The organism is Shewanella glacialimarina (genome assembly GCF_020511155.1).
GTDB lineage: Bacteria > Pseudomonadota > Gammaproteobacteria > Enterobacterales > Shewanellaceae > Shewanella > Shewanella glacialimarina.
In genome coordinates this window covers 3,799,606-3,819,751 of the sequence record NZ_CP041216.1, presented here as the reverse complement: position 1 = coordinate 3,819,751, position 20,146 = coordinate 3,799,606, and the positions used below count along the sequence as shown (strand labels likewise).

Annotated in this window: 13 protein-coding genes and 1 pseudogene; 2 read left to right on the top strand and 12 right to left on the bottom strand. The window is 41.7% G+C overall.

The genetic code is table 11. From position 1 onward, the window contains the following. Positions 1 to 592 precede the first annotated feature (592 nt). The 11 genes from FJ709_RS16665 to FJ709_RS16615 all read right to left on the bottom strand — a co-directional run bounded on the left by FJ709_RS16665 (position 593) and on the right by FJ709_RS16615 (position 12,375). The gene (locus FJ709_RS16665) at positions 593 to 1,768 is read right to left on the bottom strand and encodes a site-2 protease family protein (RefSeq protein WP_226411261.1); all 1,176 of its coding nucleotides are present in this window, start codon (positions 1,766 to 1,768) and stop codon (positions 593 to 595) included. Positions 1,769 to 1,858: 90 nt separating this feature from the next. Beyond that, on the bottom strand, positions 1,859 to 2,161 hold the full coding sequence (locus tag FJ709_RS16660) for a DUF4144 domain-containing protein (protein ID WP_264177949.1): 303 nt from the start codon (positions 2,159 to 2,161) through the stop codon (positions 1,859 to 1,861). 50 nt (positions 2,162 to 2,211) lie between these two features. Continuing rightward, a complete protein-coding gene (locus FJ709_RS16655; protein ID WP_226411257.1) occupies positions 2,212 to 3,876 on the bottom strand; it encodes a DUF342 domain-containing protein in 1,665 nt (554 codons plus the stop codon). A 270-nt stretch (positions 3,877 to 4,146) separates the two neighbouring features. Next, the gene (locus FJ709_RS16650) at positions 4,147 to 5,184 is read right to left on the bottom strand and encodes a methyltransferase (RefSeq protein ID WP_226411255.1); all 1,038 of its coding nucleotides are present in this window, start codon (positions 5,182 to 5,184) and stop codon (positions 4,147 to 4,149) included. Between the two features lie 110 nt (positions 5,185 to 5,294). After that, positions 5,295 to 6,539 carry an alkaline phosphatase gene (locus FJ709_RS16645; RefSeq protein WP_226416031.1) on the bottom strand — a complete coding sequence of 415 codons (1,245 nt, stop codon included), beginning with the start codon at positions 6,537 to 6,539 and terminating at the stop codon, positions 5,295 to 5,297. A 159-nt stretch (positions 6,540 to 6,698) separates the two neighbouring features. Next, positions 6,699 to 7,649 carry a glutathione synthase gene (gshB, locus tag FJ709_RS16640; RefSeq protein ID WP_226411253.1) on the bottom strand — a complete coding sequence of 317 codons (951 nt, stop codon included), beginning with the start codon at positions 7,647 to 7,649 and terminating at the stop codon, positions 6,699 to 6,701. Between the two features lie 51 nt (positions 7,650 to 7,700). Further along, on the bottom strand, positions 7,701 to 8,441 hold the full coding sequence (gene rsmE, locus FJ709_RS16635; RefSeq protein WP_226411251.1) for a 16S rRNA (uracil(1498)-N(3))-methyltransferase: 741 nt from the start codon (positions 8,439 to 8,441) through the stop codon (positions 7,701 to 7,703). Between the two features lie 23 nt (positions 8,442 to 8,464). Next, positions 8,465 to 9,208 carry an endonuclease gene (locus FJ709_RS16630; RefSeq protein WP_404829972.1) on the bottom strand — a complete coding sequence of 248 codons (744 nt, stop codon included), beginning with the start codon at positions 9,206 to 9,208 and terminating at the stop codon, positions 8,465 to 8,467. A gap of 198 nt (positions 9,209 to 9,406) precedes the next feature. After that, positions 9,407 to 10,048 (bottom strand): SprT family zinc-dependent metalloprotease, encoded by a 642-nt coding sequence (locus tag FJ709_RS16625; RefSeq protein WP_226411249.1) that lies wholly within the window; start codon positions 10,046 to 10,048, stop codon positions 9,407 to 9,409. Between the two features lie 90 nt (positions 10,049 to 10,138). Next, positions 10,139 to 11,305: a hypothetical protein gene (locus FJ709_RS16620; protein ID WP_226411247.1), complete on the bottom strand. Its 1,167-nt coding sequence runs from the start codon at positions 11,303 to 11,305 to the stop codon at positions 10,139 to 10,141. Positions 11,306 to 11,463: 158 nt separating this feature from the next. After that, positions 11,464 to 12,375, bottom strand: a complete 912-nt coding sequence (locus FJ709_RS16615) for a LysR family transcriptional regulator (protein ID WP_226411245.1) — start codon at positions 12,373 to 12,375, stop codon at positions 11,464 to 11,466. 125 nt (positions 12,376 to 12,500) lie between these two features. Here FJ709_RS16615 and FJ709_RS16610 point away from each other — a divergent pair, with 125 nt between their 5' ends. Together FJ709_RS16610 and fusA are read left to right on the top strand one after the other, a co-directional pair. After that, on the top strand, positions 12,501 to 17,054 hold the full coding sequence (locus FJ709_RS16610; protein ID WP_226411243.1) for an ATP-binding protein: 4,554 nt from the start codon (positions 12,501 to 12,503) through the stop codon (positions 17,052 to 17,054). Between the two features lie 389 nt (positions 17,055 to 17,443). Then, positions 17,444 to 19,537: an elongation factor G gene (gene fusA, locus FJ709_RS16605; protein WP_226411241.1), complete on the top strand. Its 2,094-nt coding sequence runs from the start codon at positions 17,444 to 17,446 to the stop codon at positions 19,535 to 19,537. A gap of 494 nt (positions 19,538 to 20,031) precedes the next feature. Here fusA and FJ709_RS19705 read toward each other — a convergent pair. Further along, positions 20,032 to 20,135, bottom strand: a pseudogene (locus tag FJ709_RS19705) (molybdopterin dinucleotide binding domain-containing protein); the annotation flags it as partial. Between the last annotated feature and the right edge of the window lie 11 nt (positions 20,136 to 20,146).

The window sequence follows — 20,146 nt, the reverse complement described above, 5'->3', positions numbered from 1 at the left end:
TAAACGGCCGAGGTAAGTCGTGGTATTTGACTTGATTCTATAAAAAGAGAGAAGCAACATCGCAGGATTCCATCCTGCACCGGTCAAGAGGGAATCAACAGTAATTCCCTCTTGGAACACCCAGCGCCCCAAACGAAAAATGCTGAAAAACGCATATTTTCGATGGGGATCGATCCAGCTTTTAGCCGTTTTTGTAGTCTGCTTCGCCATTATCAAAAATCCCTATCGCTTCCGATGGGCCGTTCTTGGCCCAACGAAAGCTAGCGTGACATCCATGCCAAGCTCACGGGTTCTCGGAGTAAAGAGTCTCGATGTCCTCAATTCAAATGAATCATTCAAAGATTCACTAAATTTATCTTCATATTTTGCTTTTGGTAGTCGTTACGAGTGAAGCTAAATCGAAGAGATGAAATTTCAGGTGCAGATGAGCCAGCGAGTATCCAAAACAGAGATGTTTTGGTTAAGCCCACAGGGACGCTGATTTTAAAATCAAGAACTGGCGTCTCGCTGGATTATCTGCACTAAGGCCTGCGGCAGGCAATTAGTAAACATGAGATATTAGTCTGAATTAACCGACTAAGTAATCCTCCAATTAACTCTTAAGTATCTCTAGTGGCATCCGCAACATATCATCACCCGTACCCGCAATAACCCAAATAATGCCAATTAACGCACTAACGGTTAGCAAATACCAAATAGCTGAAAAGATCTGTCCATAACGGTCTAGCGGTAACAAATGGCTTTGGTGACGACCGCGCCATTCAAAAACAATCTCCAAACTACCAATTAATAATAAGAAACCTAACAAGGCTAAGCCTAAGCTGTAACTGATAAATACCCCAATAGCGGCTCCGGCAACACAGGCGATTAACCCTGTGACGCTATTCATCGAAAAGCTGATGCTTTTTAAAATATGGCCACCATCTAATGGCAGAATAGGCAATAGATTAAACAGGTTGAGTAACGCGTTAAAGGCGGCTAAGCCGGCAAAAAAAACATTGCCCGTGACCCAGTAAGCTACCAAGCAAGCGATAGACAAAAACAAGCCAAATGTGGGACCCATGATGGAGATGACCACATCTTGCCAGCGAGTGTTAATGCGCTCATCGCTTAAGGCTAGACCGCCCATAAAGGGGATTAAATAGATGCCCTTGGTTTTCATGCCAAAGTGCTTCATAGCTCTAATGTGGCCATATTCATGGAATACTAGACAGGCAATTAAGGCGAGGGCGAATTCAATAGAGAATAGCCATGAATAAGCGGCAACACTGGCTCCTGCGAACAAGGCTTTGACCACTTTAGCGCTTTTTAAAAGCTTAAACCCTAGTGACGCTAAACCGACCATACTGATTTTATTAGCTTTAGGTACGGCTATTTCGGGGACTTGTTGTTCAATGTCTTTGGTTGTACGTTGGCCTTGGCTGATTTGCTCTTCGTCAACTAACACGCAGTATTCAAGATAAAAAGGCTGCCATTTAACATCGACTTCAAGCCTTACTGGAATCGCATTGGTCTGAATGTTATCAATTATGACATCATCTAGCGCACTATTTTCTAAACCGTCGGTGTTTTGCTTAGCCGATGGCGTTGAGAGTGGACGGGTTGATTGTGAGGTCAATTCAAACTGATGAATGTGAAACGCTTGGTTATTGGGTGAGGCTGATTTTTGTGACACCAACTGGTTGTCCCAATATAGCTGTTGCCAACCGGCCATTGAGCCTTCTAAACGTAGCCGTTTACCAAGACACTCAATATTTAATAACTCCATGCACACTCTCAAACTTACTCAGTAAAATTGTCGCTATTTTGCCAGAGGCCTGACAATAGCTCAATCAATTGCTCAATCAATCTAGCTTAATCAATCTAATTGCTCAATGATTGCAAAGCCCTGTTGAAAGTTTGAGAAGATTAATTTACTGCTGCAACACTGTCCTTGTAATTGTGCGAATCGCTGCACTATGGTAATAAATTGCTCAAGGCTGATTGGCGTGCTAGATATTAATGTGTGCTGCTTAATAGATTCGGTCATTAGCCAGCATTGTCCTGTGCTATCAATGAGTTTATCTTCAGCGACTAGATTAGCTGCTTCATGATCAAGATATTCTAGCCAAGCTGATTGATCGGCAATATAGACGAGGTCATCGTGTTGATGCAGCAACACGATGGCAGGCCAATTTATAATGGATCTGATAGTTTTATCAGCTGGTTGCATTAGCGACTGTAATCAAAGCTGATTTCTGCATTAATATTTTTGACCGAGCTCGGTCCATGTTCACGCTGAGTGCGGTTTTGAGCATTACCAATATGTAATTCAACATTGGCAAATATGTGTTTCTCGGCACGAATAAAATATCGGTCGTAATAACCATTTACTTCATTCTTAACTTGCTCAAATTCAATTTCTTCTTTCAAACGTTCTGCAGCAATAAGATTTTTTTGATCTAGCATCATTTTGACTTGTTCAATCATGCCTGCATCGTTTTGCCAGTCTTTTTTGGGCGGAAGCTTGCGAAGTCTTGCTTCAATATCAAGACCTGCTAGCACAAGCTGCTTGACACTCTCATCCAATGCTTTTAACTCTTGCTTCAACTCTTGTTGCTGCATGGCGCAAAATAGTTCAGTTTTAGTCCCCGCGGTAGCCCCAAAAGCAACTGCACGTATCCCTTTTGCTGCGGTGGCTTTACCACCAACAAGATCTCCTCGTCGACCTTGGGCATCACTTACTGTAATAGTACTACCTGAGTCAGAATGACTATGTAAAAGCTGTTTGGTCACCAGGATTTCGCCTTCGGCGATGAGATTTGAATATTGAACGAATTGGGCGCAAATTTGCCCTTGGGCATGAATTTTAGTACTGAATTCTTGTTCTTTAATTAAGCGACCAATAACCCCTTTACTGACGATAACATCACCCTCTGCCTCAAGACTGGCGGAGTCAACAAAACCCATTACGGTAATATCACCACTAGATTTTACCTGCATACCTTCATGTACATCACCGGTAATTAATATACTGCCTTTAAAGTTTACATGGCCGTAATTTACATCAACATTTTTAATCTGTAATACATCATCAACCTGCATGCCTTTTTTATTTTCGACCGGTTGACCAGATACCGTAGCAATAAGTTTATTGGGGTCATTAGGATGCAGAGCTGTACCGTTACCAGGCATCATTAACTTATCTTTACCAGGTGTTTGGTTTAATGTATCACCATGCACATTATAGCCAGCCGCACCAGAGGTTGCCGGTTGCTTTATCATTAATATGTCATTGGGTTTAACGGTAACCAATGCGCCTAAGTTGCGCATGTCTACGGTACCATCTTCGCGTTCTTGCGGTTGTAATAAGCGTTCTCGAGCAAGCGGTACTTTACGGGTTAAAATTGCATGCTCGCCATTTATTGCAGCTTTACCGATGGCAATTTCGCCTTCGCAAAACTCACCAGGAGGTAAAATATCTAATCTTTGTAATAACGCCATAATTTTAGGCTTACTTAAGCCCATTTTTATTTTGTTGCTTTTAAGATTATTGAGTACATCGGCTAGTAAAATATCTTTACCGCCCCAAGCTGAAGTGATTTTCATTGTTGCTTGCATTTTATCGTCACTAATGCTGATGCTAATACTGCCATCTTTACGCTCAGCAATAGTGAAAAACAGCTCGTGATTTCCCGGTTTTTGGCCACACAGGGCATTCACTTCTTTAACCGCTTTGTCTATCGCAGGCGTGATCGGAAACAGCATAGCAAAATTAGGCTGTTTAAGAAGCTGATTAACATCATCTGTAGAAATTGGCCCGTGGGTATTAGGGATAAGCCGCAATTCCACTTTAGATTTTTCAGCATTAAATGCTGCAACAGAAGGCTCTAACATAATGTCCTTTATTTATTATTTTTATTGGAGAGTTAAAACTAGTTGATATAAAAATCACTATACCTCGAATCTAGCGGAATTTAGCTAAATTATCCAGTATCAAAGTCACAGCTTACTTATGCATTGACCCACTTAATTGATTAAATGATATGTTATTAAACATCTGTTCGGTAAATTATCGTTTACCGAGCAGATGTTTACTTTGTTAACTGGGTTACATTAACGTGCAATAGGCCTGCTATTGATTGAATATATTAATCCGAGTTGAGGCTACTTACTTTTATTACAGTACAGTTTGTACTTATTGTTTTCGGCTGGCACGTTAACTGAGCCAAATGTGTTGGCTATGTTGTCGGCGTAGGGTAAATGTCGATTAGCCACAATTTGCCACACTCCTTTAGCACTTAATCGTGTGGCACTTTGGGTGACAAAAGCATGTGCTATGGCAAATGTTCTATCTAAGCCATCGTGAAACGGGGGGTTAGAAATAATCCCGTCGAACTTGCCTTCAATTTGATTAAATCCATCTGATGGGTAAACCTTAGCTTGCATGTGGTTAGCTGCTAAGGTGAGCTCACATGACGCTAAAGCCATTGCATTGATATCGATACATTCGATATTAAGTTCAGGATATTGTTTGAGTAGCGCGACTGATATTACCCCTGCACCACAACCAAAATCTAATACTCGACCACTCAGTTTAGGTAAGTTAGACAGTAATAATTCAGTACCTAGGTCCAGTTTCTTCTCGCTAAAAACACCGACTAAATTACAAATGGTAATGTTACCCTGGGGTGTGTCGACTGTGTATTGTGTCATCCAGTCAGTTAATTTTAAAGGTGCTACGTCTTGTGTTAGATATGCACGGTATAGCAAGCTGTGACGGGCATTGTCTATTTTAACTGCTGAACTAAAAGCGTCGGGTAATAGTTTATCTACCGATTTTATGCCGCCCTTGTTTTCACCCACAACCAGCAGCAATCCTTCTTCTACAAGATGGCTGGCTGCTAAGGCAAATAAGTATTCCGCTAATGGCTTAGCTTTAGGAAAATATACAATTACACAATCAAACTTTTCCAACATCTGTGCGTCTGGCAACTTAGGGGCAAAGTAACAGCGTAAACGGTCACTTTCATAAGGTGATAGAGTTAAGTGGTGATTATAATCCAACGCCAATGCAGTCACGCTTTTGGCGTTCTCAATACAGTGATGCGCTAAGGTATCTGACTCATAATTGAGGATAAGAATATTAAGGCCTGCAAATTCGTGATGGTTTCTTAATAATAATTGAGATGGATTAGTTAACACATTGACCTACTATCATTTATAGAATGAAAAAATTAAAGCGACTAATGTCGCTTTAATATATTGAGCTAGCCAAGGTTGAAATATCGGCTTAGCTAATCGTTAATAGTGCTTTACTGAGCTGAGCTTGGCAATAAGCTGAATATTTTATTAGCTATTTCAGTATTGTCCTGATGGCCTGAAAATAGCTTAGCACCAGGGCCTGAAGCAAAAACTTGCACGTCATCTCCAGTGTGGCCCAGAGTTGTCCAACCGGTATTTGAATAAACATCAATTAACTTACGCAGTGATATTGCCATGGCTTCATTGCCTTGCATGCGTGCGTTGTTGAGTAATGTAAATTCTTGACTATTGGGCTCAAAACCTAATTGCTTAGTGACAATAGCTTGCCATGCTTCTGCTGCAATAGCCTTTGCAGCAATTACATCAGGGCTGGCTTTTACCTTATGCAGCACCGCCGGTTTCCAAACATATTCATCATTAGCGCCAACTGACAGTCCGCCGGTATTATGATCGGCTGTGATTATCATTAAGGTATCCTTTTGCTGACGAACAAACTGTTCAACAATTTCAATGCTGTGGGCAAAACCATCCATTTCGGCCATCGCGGTAGCTATATCGTTGCTGTGTCCAGCCCAATCAATCAAACTGCCTTCGATTAACAGCACAAAACCATTTGGGTTTTGCGACAGTAACTCGATTGATTTTTGGGTCAACGTGCCTAAATGGTGTGCTTGCTTAGTATCAATAACCCAAGGTAATTGAACATCTGCAAATAAGCCTAATACTTTAGGTGAACTGAGTGTATCTAACTGACTAAACTCAGTAATATACTGATAACCTTTGGCCGTAAACTGGCTAAGTAGCTCGGCTGAAAAGTAGCGTTGTCCGCCACCCAAAATGACATCCGCGTCAGTATCAAGGTAGCTTTGTGCTATTTCAATATAGTTTTTACGGCTTTCATTATGGGTTAAAAACGCAGCGGGAGTCGCGTGGTTAACTTGTGAGCTAACGGCTACACCAGTAGATAAGCCCAGTGTTTTAGCTTTCTCAAGCAAGGTGGTTAAGGGTCTTTTCTCGACATCAACACTAATAGCACCGTTATAGCTTTTTATACCGGTTGATAAAGCTGTTGCTGACGCGGCTGAATCAGTGACATAGCCACTTACGGTAGCGGGGTAAGTACTTGCCATACCCACGAGTAGTCTATCGAATACCGTTTGCTCTACTTCTTCTGTTTCAGGGTTATCTTTATAATAGCGATAGGCTGATGTATAAGCAGGTCCCATACCATCACCAATCATCACAATAATATTTTTAGGGCGTGATTGTGAAATGTTTTGGCTGCTATTTGCCATAGCTATCGCTGCTGGCGTGCTAACTTGTGCTTGGGGTTCGCTGACTATATTGGTTTGATTGGCTAATGCGTTTGTGGCGACAAGGTTAGTCAAAGCAAACAAAAATACGCTAGCAAATCCACGATAAGTGTTTAAAAACAGCATGAAATTTCCTGATTATTAAGCTGGGTTAACACGTGCCTCGATGGCATCCATCAACATCCCTGTAATATCAACGTCAAATGCCGCTTCAATTTCACGGATACACGTTGGGCTAGTGACGTTAATTTCGGTGAGTTTATCACCAATTACATCTAAACCGACAAAAATTAAGCCACGTTTTTTTAACTCAGGACCGATAGCTCGGGCAATTTTCCAATCACTTTCAGATAAAGGTTGGGCCACACCATGACCGCCTGCAGCTAAATTACCGCGGGTTTCGCCTTTCATCGGTATACGGGCCAATGAATAGGGCACTGGCTCGCCATCGACCACTAAAATACGTTTGTCGCCTAGGGTGATCTCTGGAATGAACGCCTGTGCCATAGCATATTGCTGGCCGTAGTTAGTTAAGGTTTCAATAATTACGCCGACGTTAGGATCATCTTTTTTGATCCTAAAAATAGAGCTGCCGCCCATACCGTCTAAGGGTTTAATAATGATATCTGACTTTTGTTGGTGGAACGCGCGAATACGTTGAGCGTCACGGGTAACTACCGTTTCTGGGGTAAATTCAGAGAACCAGGCGGTAAATAGCTTTTCATTAGCATCACGTAAGCTTTGCGGCTTATTGACGATTAATGTGCCTTCTTCTTCAGCACGTTCAAGCATATAAGTGGCGTAAATAAACTCGGTATCAAATGGTGGGTCTTTACGCATTAAAATGACGTCTAAGTCAGCCAGTGGTGTATCGATGGCCTCGCCGAGTTCATACCATTTAGCGGCATCATTGATCACGGTTAGTGATCGCATATTGCCCATTGCTCTGCCATTTACCATGGCTAGGTCTTTCATTTCTAAATAGAACAGCTGATATCCACGAGATTGCGCCGCAAGTAACATGGCAAAGCTTGAGTCTTTTTTAATATTGATGTCGCTAATGGGGTCCATCACGATGCCGAGCTTAATCATGTTGATATCCTTAAAGTGTGAATATGTGATAGCGGTTTGCAGTATATTGTATTAACCGATATCACCAAATTTGAGTTGTAATGCTGTTATCGCCGTCAGTGCCGCAGTTTCAGTTCGCAGCACGCGTGGGCCTAGCAATACGTCGGTAAAAGTAAATTGTTCAGTCATGGTGATTTCTTGATCCGACAAGCCACCTTCAGGGCCAATTAATAGCCGCACTTTATTATGTTGGTCTAATTGAGTTAAGCCATTAATACCGTGAGCCGCCCGCGGATGTAAATTCAGTTTTAATGCCTGGGTTTGCTCCTGGCACCAATCCATTAATTCCATAGCAGGCCTAATTTTAGGCACCACACTGCGGCCAGATTGCTCACAAGCACTAATGACAATTTTTTGCCATTGTTGAATTTTTTTATCTAATCTTTCGCCATTAAGCTTAACACCACAACGTTCAGAAAATAGCGGTGTAATGGTGGTGACACCCAGCTCTACTGATTTCTGAATAGTAAACTCCATGCGATCGCCGCGAGAGATCACTTGGCCTAAATGCAAATCCAAAGGTGATTCAGATTGATTCGCTGTGGCAGATAAGACCTTCACCGAGACGTTTTTCTTACTCGATTGAGTTATTTCGGCTAAATAGTCATTGCCATCACCACAAAAAAGACTGATTTGATCGCCTTCACCCATGCGTAATACCTTGCCAATGTGGGCTGCACCATCTTCATCTAAAGCAACGACTTGATCAATATTGAGTGAATCAATCGCTTGGTAAATCCTTGGGATTCTCATGGGTAGTAATATCCGAGCTTGTATTATTGGCTTAACCCTAGATTCTGACATTGTTTTTGTACAAAATCATTATGATTACCTTGGGAATTAGCAATTAACTTATCACGTTTACATTCTGTTTTATCTACCGGATAACTTTTATCCCATGCTTGAAATAGTTGGCGCTGGCTAGATGATATTTGTAATGCATAGGTTTGCTGCATATAAAAATAGGTTCTGGCTATGGCGCCACGGCTGCGTGCCGGCGGTTGAGCCTTACGGCCTTTAAAATCGACAATCATTTCACATCGACCGTATTGACCCGCTTTGCCATTCCACTGGCTAAAACGAAAATTACTGCGATCGCCATTGACCTCGCCAATTGCTGGGGTGAGGTTATGTAAATCTGACTCCATCTGTTTAAACTGTGGGCTAGTTTTACCGCAGTTTTTACGCCCACCTTGCTGCCAACATTGTAACTGGTGACCAAACTCCCAAGCCGGAATCACATGTTCCCACTCAATTCGGTTGGCGCGAATTTGCTGTTTACGGACTTGATAGCCACAACTTTGATGTTCTGGTTGCCAAACTTTACCAGCAATGGCGATGTCACAACCACAATAAAAGCTTTTAAGGGGTAGGTTGTCCTGATAGATAGTGCGAATAATACGTTTAGCTTGACTGAAGCTAGCAGGGTGCTCAGCCGCTACAGTTGTTAAAGGCAGTAAAAATAAACACAACAAAGTGCAAAGTGCGAATAATCGCATTCTGAGGGGGGTATAAAACATGATAGCGCGGACCTTAATATGTCAATATTGCAGACTAAAGCTGTTATGAAAACTGGCCTTGCCTGTCATTTTGGCGAAATGGTAAGGGATACTTTCGACTGATGCAATGATAGGTGGATGAAATCTGTTTGATGCTGTGGTTCTTGTTTACTACCTTGGCGCTTATTAGTTATAGATGAGGTAAGCAGTAAGTTTGCATTACGCTTGTGAGAGCGGTGCATTTTGCAAGGTATGCTGACAGGATTTACAGCGGTACTGCGTTTTGCCCTTTACCACATTGTTATGGCGTCGCACGCTAAGTTGCACGCTGCCACAACCGCAAAAATACTCGAATTGTTTGCCTCGTACCGACTGTGTATCAAGCTGGTGAGTGGTTTTGGGTGCGCGGTTAAAAACCTTTCGCATAATAGTTTGCCATTCAGCCCCGTGGGGTTTAACTCGGCCAAATAGTTGAAAGCTGAGTAAGTGGCTGATTTCATGGGGTACCACATCGTCAATAAATATAGCTGTGTTCTCATCAAGTAATATTGGATTAAAGCGCAGTTTATTGAGTTGCAAGTGAGCTGTACCAGCACTTTTACCCCTTAAGGTAAATTGAACCAATGGACGCGGAAACGTTTGCTTAAAATAGTGCTCAGCCAATTGATAATCAATTTCAATTTTATCGATAACACTTTGCTGAATCTCGCTAATATCCTTAGCATGAACAATGTGTGTGTGAGTGAAAGCTTGCTGGTTTGAATAAGTTAAGCTCGCCTTTGATTTAGCGGTAAGTGAATTAACACTAAGGCCCAGTTTTTGAGCCATAGTGTGAAAATGCTGGTACAAACGTTGTGACAAGGTAACACCTTTAAATAAGTGGGCTGAACAAGCTGAGTTAAATTATATTCGTTTTAACGATAAACCGTTAAATAACGTTAACTAGAAAAGTTATAGGCTTGCTGCCGCAGCCGTAATCATCACTTTAATTTGCTCGACAATGTCATGCTCAGCCTGTGAATCATAACCCTTTACCTTAGGTGTGTGTATATGACCAACAGGAATGTTACGACCAAATTGTTGCATCAATAAGATACTACGATAAGAGATTTCATTAGAAAGGTAGCCACCACCAGAGCCTTCAACAGACGTTTCGCTTTGTAGTTCATTTAGCGACTTTGCTTCAAACTGGCCACGGTCAATGGTGCTGACCTGGTGGTTATCATTAACTTGCCAATGACCTTTTTCTTTTTGCATCGCTATTATTGGCAGTGAAAACTCTACAAACTCAGGGCCATTTAAAGGTTGGTTATTTAGCATTGGCGGCAATGGGTTAGTTTTAGAGGCACCAGTTAATACATTAAGGTTATCAGGTGCTGCAGCGCTGCGATTTCGAGCCGGAAAACGTTCGATATCAAATTGTTCACGGCCCATGCTAACAGTGAAAATCATATCAACACTGTTATCGCGATAAATAGGTTTGAGTAAAGATTCAATTATCCCCTTGTCAAAGTCAGCAAAACGTACCGGGATCATGACTGTTTCTATTTGAGCTATTTTACCGTCGATATTGAATTGATAACCATCTAAGGCTAAGGTTGTGACACCTGAAGGATTACTTTGACCAATATCTTTATCGAGGAAGAAAGGATCGAAGCCTGTCAGTAAAATTTTAATACGTGTATCAGTTTTAAAATGAATATCACTAAAACCACGTGACGTTTTTTCAATCGCGCTGACCAAAATTTCACGCTGCCAAGGCGCAATGTTATAACCGACTCTTTGTGTTTTAAGGCTTTCACGCATCATCAGTCGGCTCCAATATAAAGCGCGATCATCCGTATGGCCTGATTGTACGTCTTTTACAGCCTGCAGCCATAAACGATGCCCTTCGTTAGCGACCATTTGAGTAATAGCTAGTTCATCGGTTGCACTGGACAGCTTATTGTTAAGGCCTTCGGTGACGTCCTGATAGCGGTCGACAATACGTGGCATGGTTTTACTGGCCAAAGGTAAGCGCAGTTCTTCTACATCTTTAGTTAACGTGTTTGCTTGAGTGATAGTAGCAGTGGCCATTAAAGCCAAACTAGAAAGCATGAGTAGGCGTATTGATACCATCTTGGGGGTCCTTGAGAAGCTGATAGCGACGAGTGCTAGTTGATTATTTCGCCATTAATAACTTGGTTATACCATAAAAACAGCCTTTATTGGCAAAGGGGTTTATGGATTAATATCAGCTTATATTCATGGATTAGCTCCATTATAAAGCTGATGCTTTACTTCATTATCGCGCTTAATGATTCTTGATTACTGTAACGCTTAGCAATAAAGTCCAAAAAGGCACTAATATTTGATGCTAACTGTCGTCTGCTTGAGTAAACGCCATACACTTTAATCGAGTCCATTGGCCATTCTTGCAATATCGGCACTAAATTGCCTGAGGCAATTTCTTGCTTACAGCTGGTATTGGACAATAAGGCAATGCCAAAATCATCTAAGGCAAAGCGTTTAACCATTTTTGCACTGTTAACCCGTACTTTACGTTGAAAGGTGGCCATAAACTTACGGTTGCCTTTGCCTACCGACCAAATCGGCGCTGATAAGCTAGTACCTAATAATATGCCCTGGTGCTGATTAAGCTCCTGCGGCGAAGCAGGAACGCCATGTTTTTTAATATAATTTGGGCTGGCGACTAAAATCGGCTGTCTTTCAAACAGTAATCTGGCTACTAAATCAGAAGACTGTAAAGGACCGTACTTAATGGCAATATCATAACCTTCACCCACTAGGCCAATGTCGCTGTCGGTAAACTGAATATCTAATTCTATATTGGGGTAAAGTCGCATAAAACTAGAGCATAAGTGACCAATTACTTCTTGTGAGAAAGACACTGGAATAGCAATTCTTAATGAACCAGAAATATCATTATGGGTGTTTTCTATGATGGCATTAGCGGCTTCAATTTCTTGGCTAATGGCTTCACAATGCTGAAAATATAGTGCGCCAACTTGGGTTAAGCTGATATTTCGGGTGTTGCGTTGCAGTAACCGCACCCCTAATTCTTCCTCAAGTTGAGCAACTTTACGGCTAATTGTTGATTTAGCTTGTCCGATGTCTCGTGCAGCTTGAGAGAATCCGTTAGCCCTTACTACCGCTGCAAACAGCATCATACCGTTCAAATCCGGCATATTACCCTCACTGTCTCATTTATGGAACAAAGCGTCCAAGGTAGTTTATATGGTAATTAGCCTATTAACAAAGTTATATTTACGGGCTAAAAATTTCAGAGGCTAACGACGCAGAGGATCTAAGGATGACCAGCAAAAAGCAGCCCGCTAACAAGACTCAAGTACTATCAGCGGATCCATTATTTTTACAAGCTGAACACCTGGCTAAAGATTTTTCGTTATTTCCTGCCCATAGTAAGCAGAGTTTATCGGAAGAAGTTAAAGGGTTATTAACTGAAGATGCTATACAAGCAAACTTAAAAGGCTTGGCGTCTTTAGATGTTGACGGTTACGTCAATAAAGTTATTTTACCATCGCAAGACAAAAATCGTCCTGGCGCTAAACGCATGATTGCCGATTTAAAAGGTAAAATCATTGCAGAAAGCCACCTAGGGTCATTCTACCGTGCTGAAGTTGAGTTAAATTTTGGTACTCGTACTCGCCGAATTGGTTTTATTGCCCAAGAGCGCAGTACCGCTAATGGTGCCTGGATGCCTGAGCATCACCTTGCGGCGTGCAAAGCGATTCGTCACTTTGCTGAATTATCAATGCCTATTATTTACCTTATCGACACACCTGGTGCCGATGCGGGTGAGATCGCCAATAGTCAAAACCAAGCCCATACTATTTCTAAAGCCATTGCAGAAAGCGCCAACGTTGACGTGCCTACAGTGGGTATTGTGATTGGTGCAGGTTACTCCGGTGGTGCTATTCCACTGGCAGCAGCTAACATTTTGTTGTCTATTCGTGATGGTATTTTCAATACTATTCAACCTCAAGGCCTACAAAGCATTGCACGTAAGTACAACTTGTCTTGGCAAGAATGCGCTAAGTCAGTGGGCGTATCGCCAGAAGAGCTTTATACCGCAGGCTGTATCGACGGCATTATCGATTTCACCCCAAGTGATAAAGATGAGCGTCAACATAACTTACGCCGTGCCATTATTAGTTCAATCGAAGCGGTTGAACGTGCGGCAGTGAACTTTGTGCGTGAGTCTGACGATTTAAAAGAACATTATGATCGCAGTTTACAGCGTTTCTTAGCGCCGTCTAAGAATCTCGTTACCCTTGAAAATAATACCGGTTTGGCTGTGGCAAGCAACCCGACTATGCACCATAATATTTTTGGTAGTGCATACCGTTATTTACGTTACCTGACCTTACGTAGCCGTATCCATTCTATCTCGCTTGAGCAGTATGGTCGTTTATCAAAAGTGAGTGTACCGGAAGGTGACTTGCTTGAGCGAATTAAGCAAGAGCAAGAGCGTGTGTTCCAAGCTTGGTTAACAAACCCTGATAAGCTTGTTTATGATGAAGATCTTAATAAGTTATGGGGCAACTTCTCGACTAAACGCAGTGAGGTGTCTACTGAACGTAACGTCATTACTCGCTTTATTTTGGGTGAGCCGAAAGAGAACTATAAAAAAGCGCGTAAGGCATTAATTTTTAATCTCGCCTGGTCTTTATTCCACCGTTGGAAAGGTAACGCAGCTAACAACTTTAAAGGCTTAATTCAGCATTTAGAGTCATTGCCAAAATCAGCAACGCAAGCCGCATGGCCTGAGCTAAATCAACTGACCGTATTAGATGTAGTGGTTAATGATGAACTTCGTGAAGATTTTATTTGGCACTGTCACAATATTCTGATCTTTAATGCCTTGTATGACAACGTTGTGGGCAGCTTAGCGTCTATTTCGAAAGAAGCGATGATGTCGAAAAGCTTGGCGCGTGCATCAGTTGATAAATTACTGCATAAATCGATTGATAATGCACTTTCAACTAATGATGAAGCCAATGACAAAGCTAAGTTCTACAAATGGCTTAAATACTTTATGGCACAATCAAATCGTGCTGAGTTATTAACCCGTGTAGAACAATGGAAAAGTGTTGGTTTCCCACAACTTAACGATTCATTATTCGTTATTTTGACTTACTTCTTTGAACGTTTATTACCAGAATACTTCGACAGTGAAGATGACCACGACAAATACACAGGGACAATTAACCCTGTACGTATTGGTCGTCGTAAAGATTTCTGGAACCGTTTGACCATGGGTTATCAAGATTTATTAATCCAGAAGGTCCTTCGTGAAGAGAAGCAAAAAGGCAAAATGGGTTGGGAGAATGTGGTTGCCAAATTCTTTACTCAGTTTGACGAAATTAATGCAGACAAAATGTCGGCTAACTTGCTTAACTTCCCTGGGTTCCGTTTATCGATTGAAGATGCCATTGATAAGAAAATTCGCCCCTGTGGTTTGATAACAGGTCTTGCTGATTTTAAGCACGAAGGTAAAAAACTACGCGTGGGTGTGGCAGTATCAAATATCGCCTTCCAAGCGGGTGCATTTGATATGGCCAGCGCTGAGAAGTTTAGTGCGCTATTAATTGAATGTGCAAAGCGTAAACTGCCGGTTATCTGCTTTATTAGCTCTGGTGGTATGCAAACCAAAGAAGGTGCAGCAGCACTATTCTCAATGGCTGTGGTAAATGACCGTATTACACGTTTTATTCGTGATAATGAATTACCTGTATTGATGTTTGGTTTTGGTGACTGTACTGGTGGTGCGCAGGCTAGTTTTGTGACGCATCCGTTAGTACAAACTTACTATTTGTCTGGCACTAATATGCCATTTGCAGGCCAAATGGTGGTACCAGCATATTTACCGTCTACCGCGACACTGTCGAATTACTTATCCAAAGTGCCAGGTGCAATGACGGGCTTAGTGTACAACCCATTTAGCGACACATTAGACGGTTTGTTGACGGGTATCGATCCATTAATGCCATTGCCAACAGCGCGTATTGAAGACGTTATTGATAAAGCCCTATCTTCGCTAGTGCCTGAAGTAATTGAGGTTGAAGAAGTTATTCTTCAAAATGATCCTCGTGCATTAATGAAACCTATTAACACAGTGCTTATTCATGCCCGTGGTTGTACTGCGGTTAAGTTAATTCGCAAAGCACATGATAATAATATCAACGTAGTATTAGTTGCATCCGATCCAGATATGACTTCTGTGCCTGCGGATATGCTAAAAGAAACCGATAAACTGGTTTGTATTGGTGGTAACACCTCTGATGAAAGTTACTTAAACGCTTATTCAGTATTAAGAGTGGCTGACTACGAAGATGTTGATGCGCTTCACCCTGGTATTGGCTTCTTATCAGAAAGTCCACAATTTGCAGCATTGTGTGTGAATAACGGTGTTAACTTTGTTGGCCCAAGTGTGCATTCAATGACCACTATGGGTAATAAGTCTAACGCGATTCATACCTCTCAAGCGCAAAATGTCCCAGTTGTTCCAGGTAGCCATGGTATTTTGACTAATGCTGAGCAAGCGGTAAATGTGGCAATTGAAATTGGTTATCCAGTACTACTTAAAGCTGTGCAAGGTGGTGGTGGTAAAGGTATTCAGGTAGTTAAGCGCGCCGAGGATATGATTGGTTTATTCCAAAAAACGGCGACAGAAGCCGCAGCTGCGTTTGGTAATGGCGACTTGTATTTAGAGAAGTATGTCACCTCCTTACGTCATATCGAAGTCCAATTGCTACGTGATAAATTCGGTAATACCAAGGTATTGGGTATTCGCGATTGTTCTGTGCAACGTAATAACCAAAAAGTGATTGAAGAGTCTGGCTCAACTATGTTGCCAGAAGAACTGAAGCAACGCGTGATGGAATATACTCGTGCATTGGGTGTCGCAACTGATTACATGGGCGCCGGTACTGTTGAGTTTATTTACAACTTAGATGCCAATGAAGTGTACTTCATGGAAATGAATACACGTCTGCAAGTTGAACATCCTGTTACTGAAGCCACTTCAGGTATTGATATCGTTAGTGCACAGTTTGATATCGCCGCAGGTCGTTCAATTGAAAACCTTCAGCCGGTTGATCAAGGCTATGCGATGGAAGTACGTGTGACGGCCGAGAAAGCCGCCTTAGACAGTCATGGTATTCTGCAGCTATTACCTAACCCAGGTATGATCACTGAATGTATAATGCCAAAGCGTGATGATGTGGAGCTGATTTCGATTGCTGAAGCCGGTAAAGAAATATCACCATACTACGACAGTTTAATTGCACAAATCATTATTCGTGGTATCGATCGTGAAGATGTTATCAAGAAAATGTATGAGTACTTAGATACAGTCGTGATCAAAGGTATTGCGACCAACATTCCGTTGTTGAAGCGTATTCTTAAAGATCGCACTTTCAATGAAGGCGTATACGACACTAACTACTTACCACGCTTAATGGCTGAGCTAGATATTCCTGAGCTTATTGCGGAAATGGAAGCTGCGGCAGAAAACGTTAAAGTAGATACTGAGTCGTTACGTGTTGGTGAAAGTAATGAGCTGAAAGTATTGGCACAGGGCGCAGGTATTTTCTACACTTCACCAGCACCGGGTGAAGCTGATTTTGTTAAAGAAGGCGACATAGTGACTGTGGATCAAACCTTAGCCTTAACAGAGGCTATGAAGATGTTCTCGCAAGTGACATTAGCCGGCTTTAACCGTCAAGATGCTGTCTTGTATCCTGAAGATCAGACATACCGTATAGAGCGTATTTTAAACAGTAACGGTCAACAAGTTTCACAAAATGATCTATTGTTTGTTATCTCACCGGTTGAGGCATAACGGCTTAGTTAGCTAGGATAAGCAAATTTTGCCAGTTAGCTAAAAATGCCCGCCAAGTGCGGGTATTTTTTTGTTTAAATCAGCTCCATTTTTCAATAAAAAATATCTTAATTGGCTTTAAGGTAGGTGAATTGCAATATTTTGACCAAATGGTGGTTTTTTTCTTGTTTGGTTAAAAAATATTCGATTTTTTTTATTTTGCTGTTTTGTATAGATTAATTGCCTTATTTGGTGTTTTTTTTTGATGAAAAGCCATAAATATTGCAACTCCTATTTGCGCCCAGCAAGGTTCCAATTTACAATATGCGCCTAAAATAACCTGATGTGCGGTGTGTCGGTACTTTTCGCATGCTCCGTCTACTTCTTAAACTAATCATTAAAGTTGAATCATGACCGAATTATCCAAATACAGAAACATTGGTATCTTCGCTCACGTTGACGCGGGTAAAACCACGACCACCGAGCGTATCCTTAAGCTAACCGGTAAGATCCACAAAATCGGCGAAGTGCATGATGGCGAATCTACAACTGACTTCATGGAACAGGAAGCTGAGCGCGGTATTACCATTCAGTCAGCAGCAGTAAGCTGTTTCTGGAATGATCACCGTTTCAACGTTATTGATACTCCAGGCCACGTAGACTTCACAGTTGAAGTATATCGTTCGCTTAAAGTACTTGACGGCGGTATCGGCGTATTCTGTGGTTCAGGCGGTGTTGAGCCTCAATCAGAAACTAACTGGCGTTATGCTAACGATTCAGAAGTTGCGCGTATCATCTTCGTAAACAAGTTAGACCGTATGGGTGCTGACTTCTTGAATGTTGTTAAGCAAACTAAAGACGTTTTAGCGGCTAACCCATTAGTGATGGTTTTACCAATCGGTATCGAAGATGAGTTCAGTGGTGTTGTTGACCTACTGACTCGTAAAGCGCACATTTGGGATGATTCTGGTTTACCAGAAAACTTCGAAATTACTGATGTGCCAGCAGACATGGTTGATTTAGTTGAAGAATACCGTGAACTGCTAATCGAAACTGCTCTTGAGCAAGACGATGACTTATTAGAAGCTTACATGGAAGGCGTTCAACCATCTATTGAAGATGTTAAGCGTTGTATCCGTGCTGGTACTCGTACAATGGCTGTGTTCCCAACATACTGTGGTAGCGCATTCAAGAACAAAGGTATGCAGTTATTGCTTGATGCCGTTGTTGACTATCTTCCAGATCCAGTTGAAGTTGATCCACAACCGCTAACTGACGAAGAAGGTAACGAAAATGGCGAATTCGCAATCGTTGACGTTGATGCTCCGTTTAAAGCATTAGCATTCAAGATTATGGATGACCGTTTTGGTGCATTAACATTCGTACGTGTTTATTCTGGTCGTTTGAAGAAGGGTGACACCATCCTTAACTCATTCACTGGCAAATCTGAGCGTGTTGGCCGTATGGTTGAAATGTATGCTAACGAACGTATAGAAATTGATTCAGCGCAAGCTGGTGATATTATTGCTATCGTTGGTATGAAGAACGTGCAAACTGGTCACACTTTATGTGATCCTAAGCACCCTTGTACACTAGAAGCCATGGTATTCCCAGAGCCAGTTATCTCTATCTCTGTAACGCCAAAAGATAAAGGCGGCAGTGAGAAAATGGGTATCGCTATCGGTAAAATGATTGCAGAAGATCCATCTTTCCGTGTTGAAACTGACATAGATTCTGGTGAAACCATCCTTAAAGGTATGGGTGAACTTCACTTAGACATTAAAGTAGACATCCTTAAGCGTACTTACGGTGTTGAACTAATTGTTGGTGAGCCACAGGTTGCTTACCGTGAAACTATCACAGCAGAAGTTGAAGATAGCTACACGCACAAGAAACAGTCTGGTGGTTCTGGTCAGTTTGGTAAAATTGACTATAAAATCCGTCCAGGTGCTGCAAACACAGGTTTTGTGTTTAAGTCTTCTGTTGTTGGTGGTAACGTTCCAAAAGAATTCTGGCCTGCGGTTCAGAAAGGTTTTGGTAGCATGATGAACACAGGTACTATCGCTGGCTTCCCAGTGTTAGACGTTGAATTTGAATTAACTGATGGTGCATTCCACGCAGTTGACTCTTCAGCTATCGCGTTCGAAATCGCTGCTAAAGGCGCGTTCCGTCAATCTATCGCTAAAGCTAAGCCACAACTTCTTGAGCCTATCATGAACGTTGACGTGTTCAGCCCAGATGACAACGTGGGTGACGTAATTGGTGACCTTAACCGTCGTCGCGGTATGATCAAAGATCAAAACGCTGGTATGACTGGTGTTCGTATTAAAGCTGAAGTACCGTTATCAGAAATGTTCGGTTATATCGGTTCTTTACGTACTATGACTTCAGGTCGTGGCCAATTCTCTATGGAATTTGCTCACTACTCACAATGTCCTAACAGCGTTTCTGAGAAAGTTGTTACGCAAGTTAAAGAGCGTAAAGCTGCAGAAGCTAAGAAGTAATTCTTAACTTATCGCTGAAAAAAACCGTTGCCTAGGCAGCGGTTTTTTTATGCTTTTAATTTGGCTTGGTATGATTAAAATAAGATAAAAGAGCATCAGAAAAATATTATTATTTACATTTTTCGCAGCACTTAAGTTAAGTACTTATGGGAGCTTACATAGCAAGCCATTGACAAGCTAATCGCATTAACCTCTTTCAGTTGGGCTTTATTAGGTCCATACTGTTTGTTCTACTTATTGGCATCACAAGTTTACATTGATGTAAAAAGCTAGAAACTGTCCTCAAGTTGACTCAAGCTGACTTTAGGTAATGCATTTGTTATTAAAGGAAAATATTATGAGCAAAGGACAAGACAGTAAAAAAGATGTGAAAAAGCAACCATTGTTAACCGCTAAGGAAAAGAAGGCTGCGAAAAAATCAAAGAAAGACGTCTTAGGCAGATAGTCCGCTAGCGTTACCCATTCGACGGGGGCAGTCAAAGCGAATATTGCTTGCGTGTTTTGATTTCACCCTGAGGAGAAGCCACTATGACTTCATCACCACGACTTAACCCACGTGTGTGGTATCTTGCGGATGGATAAATATTTGTGCATTTGGTTAGGCTTAAT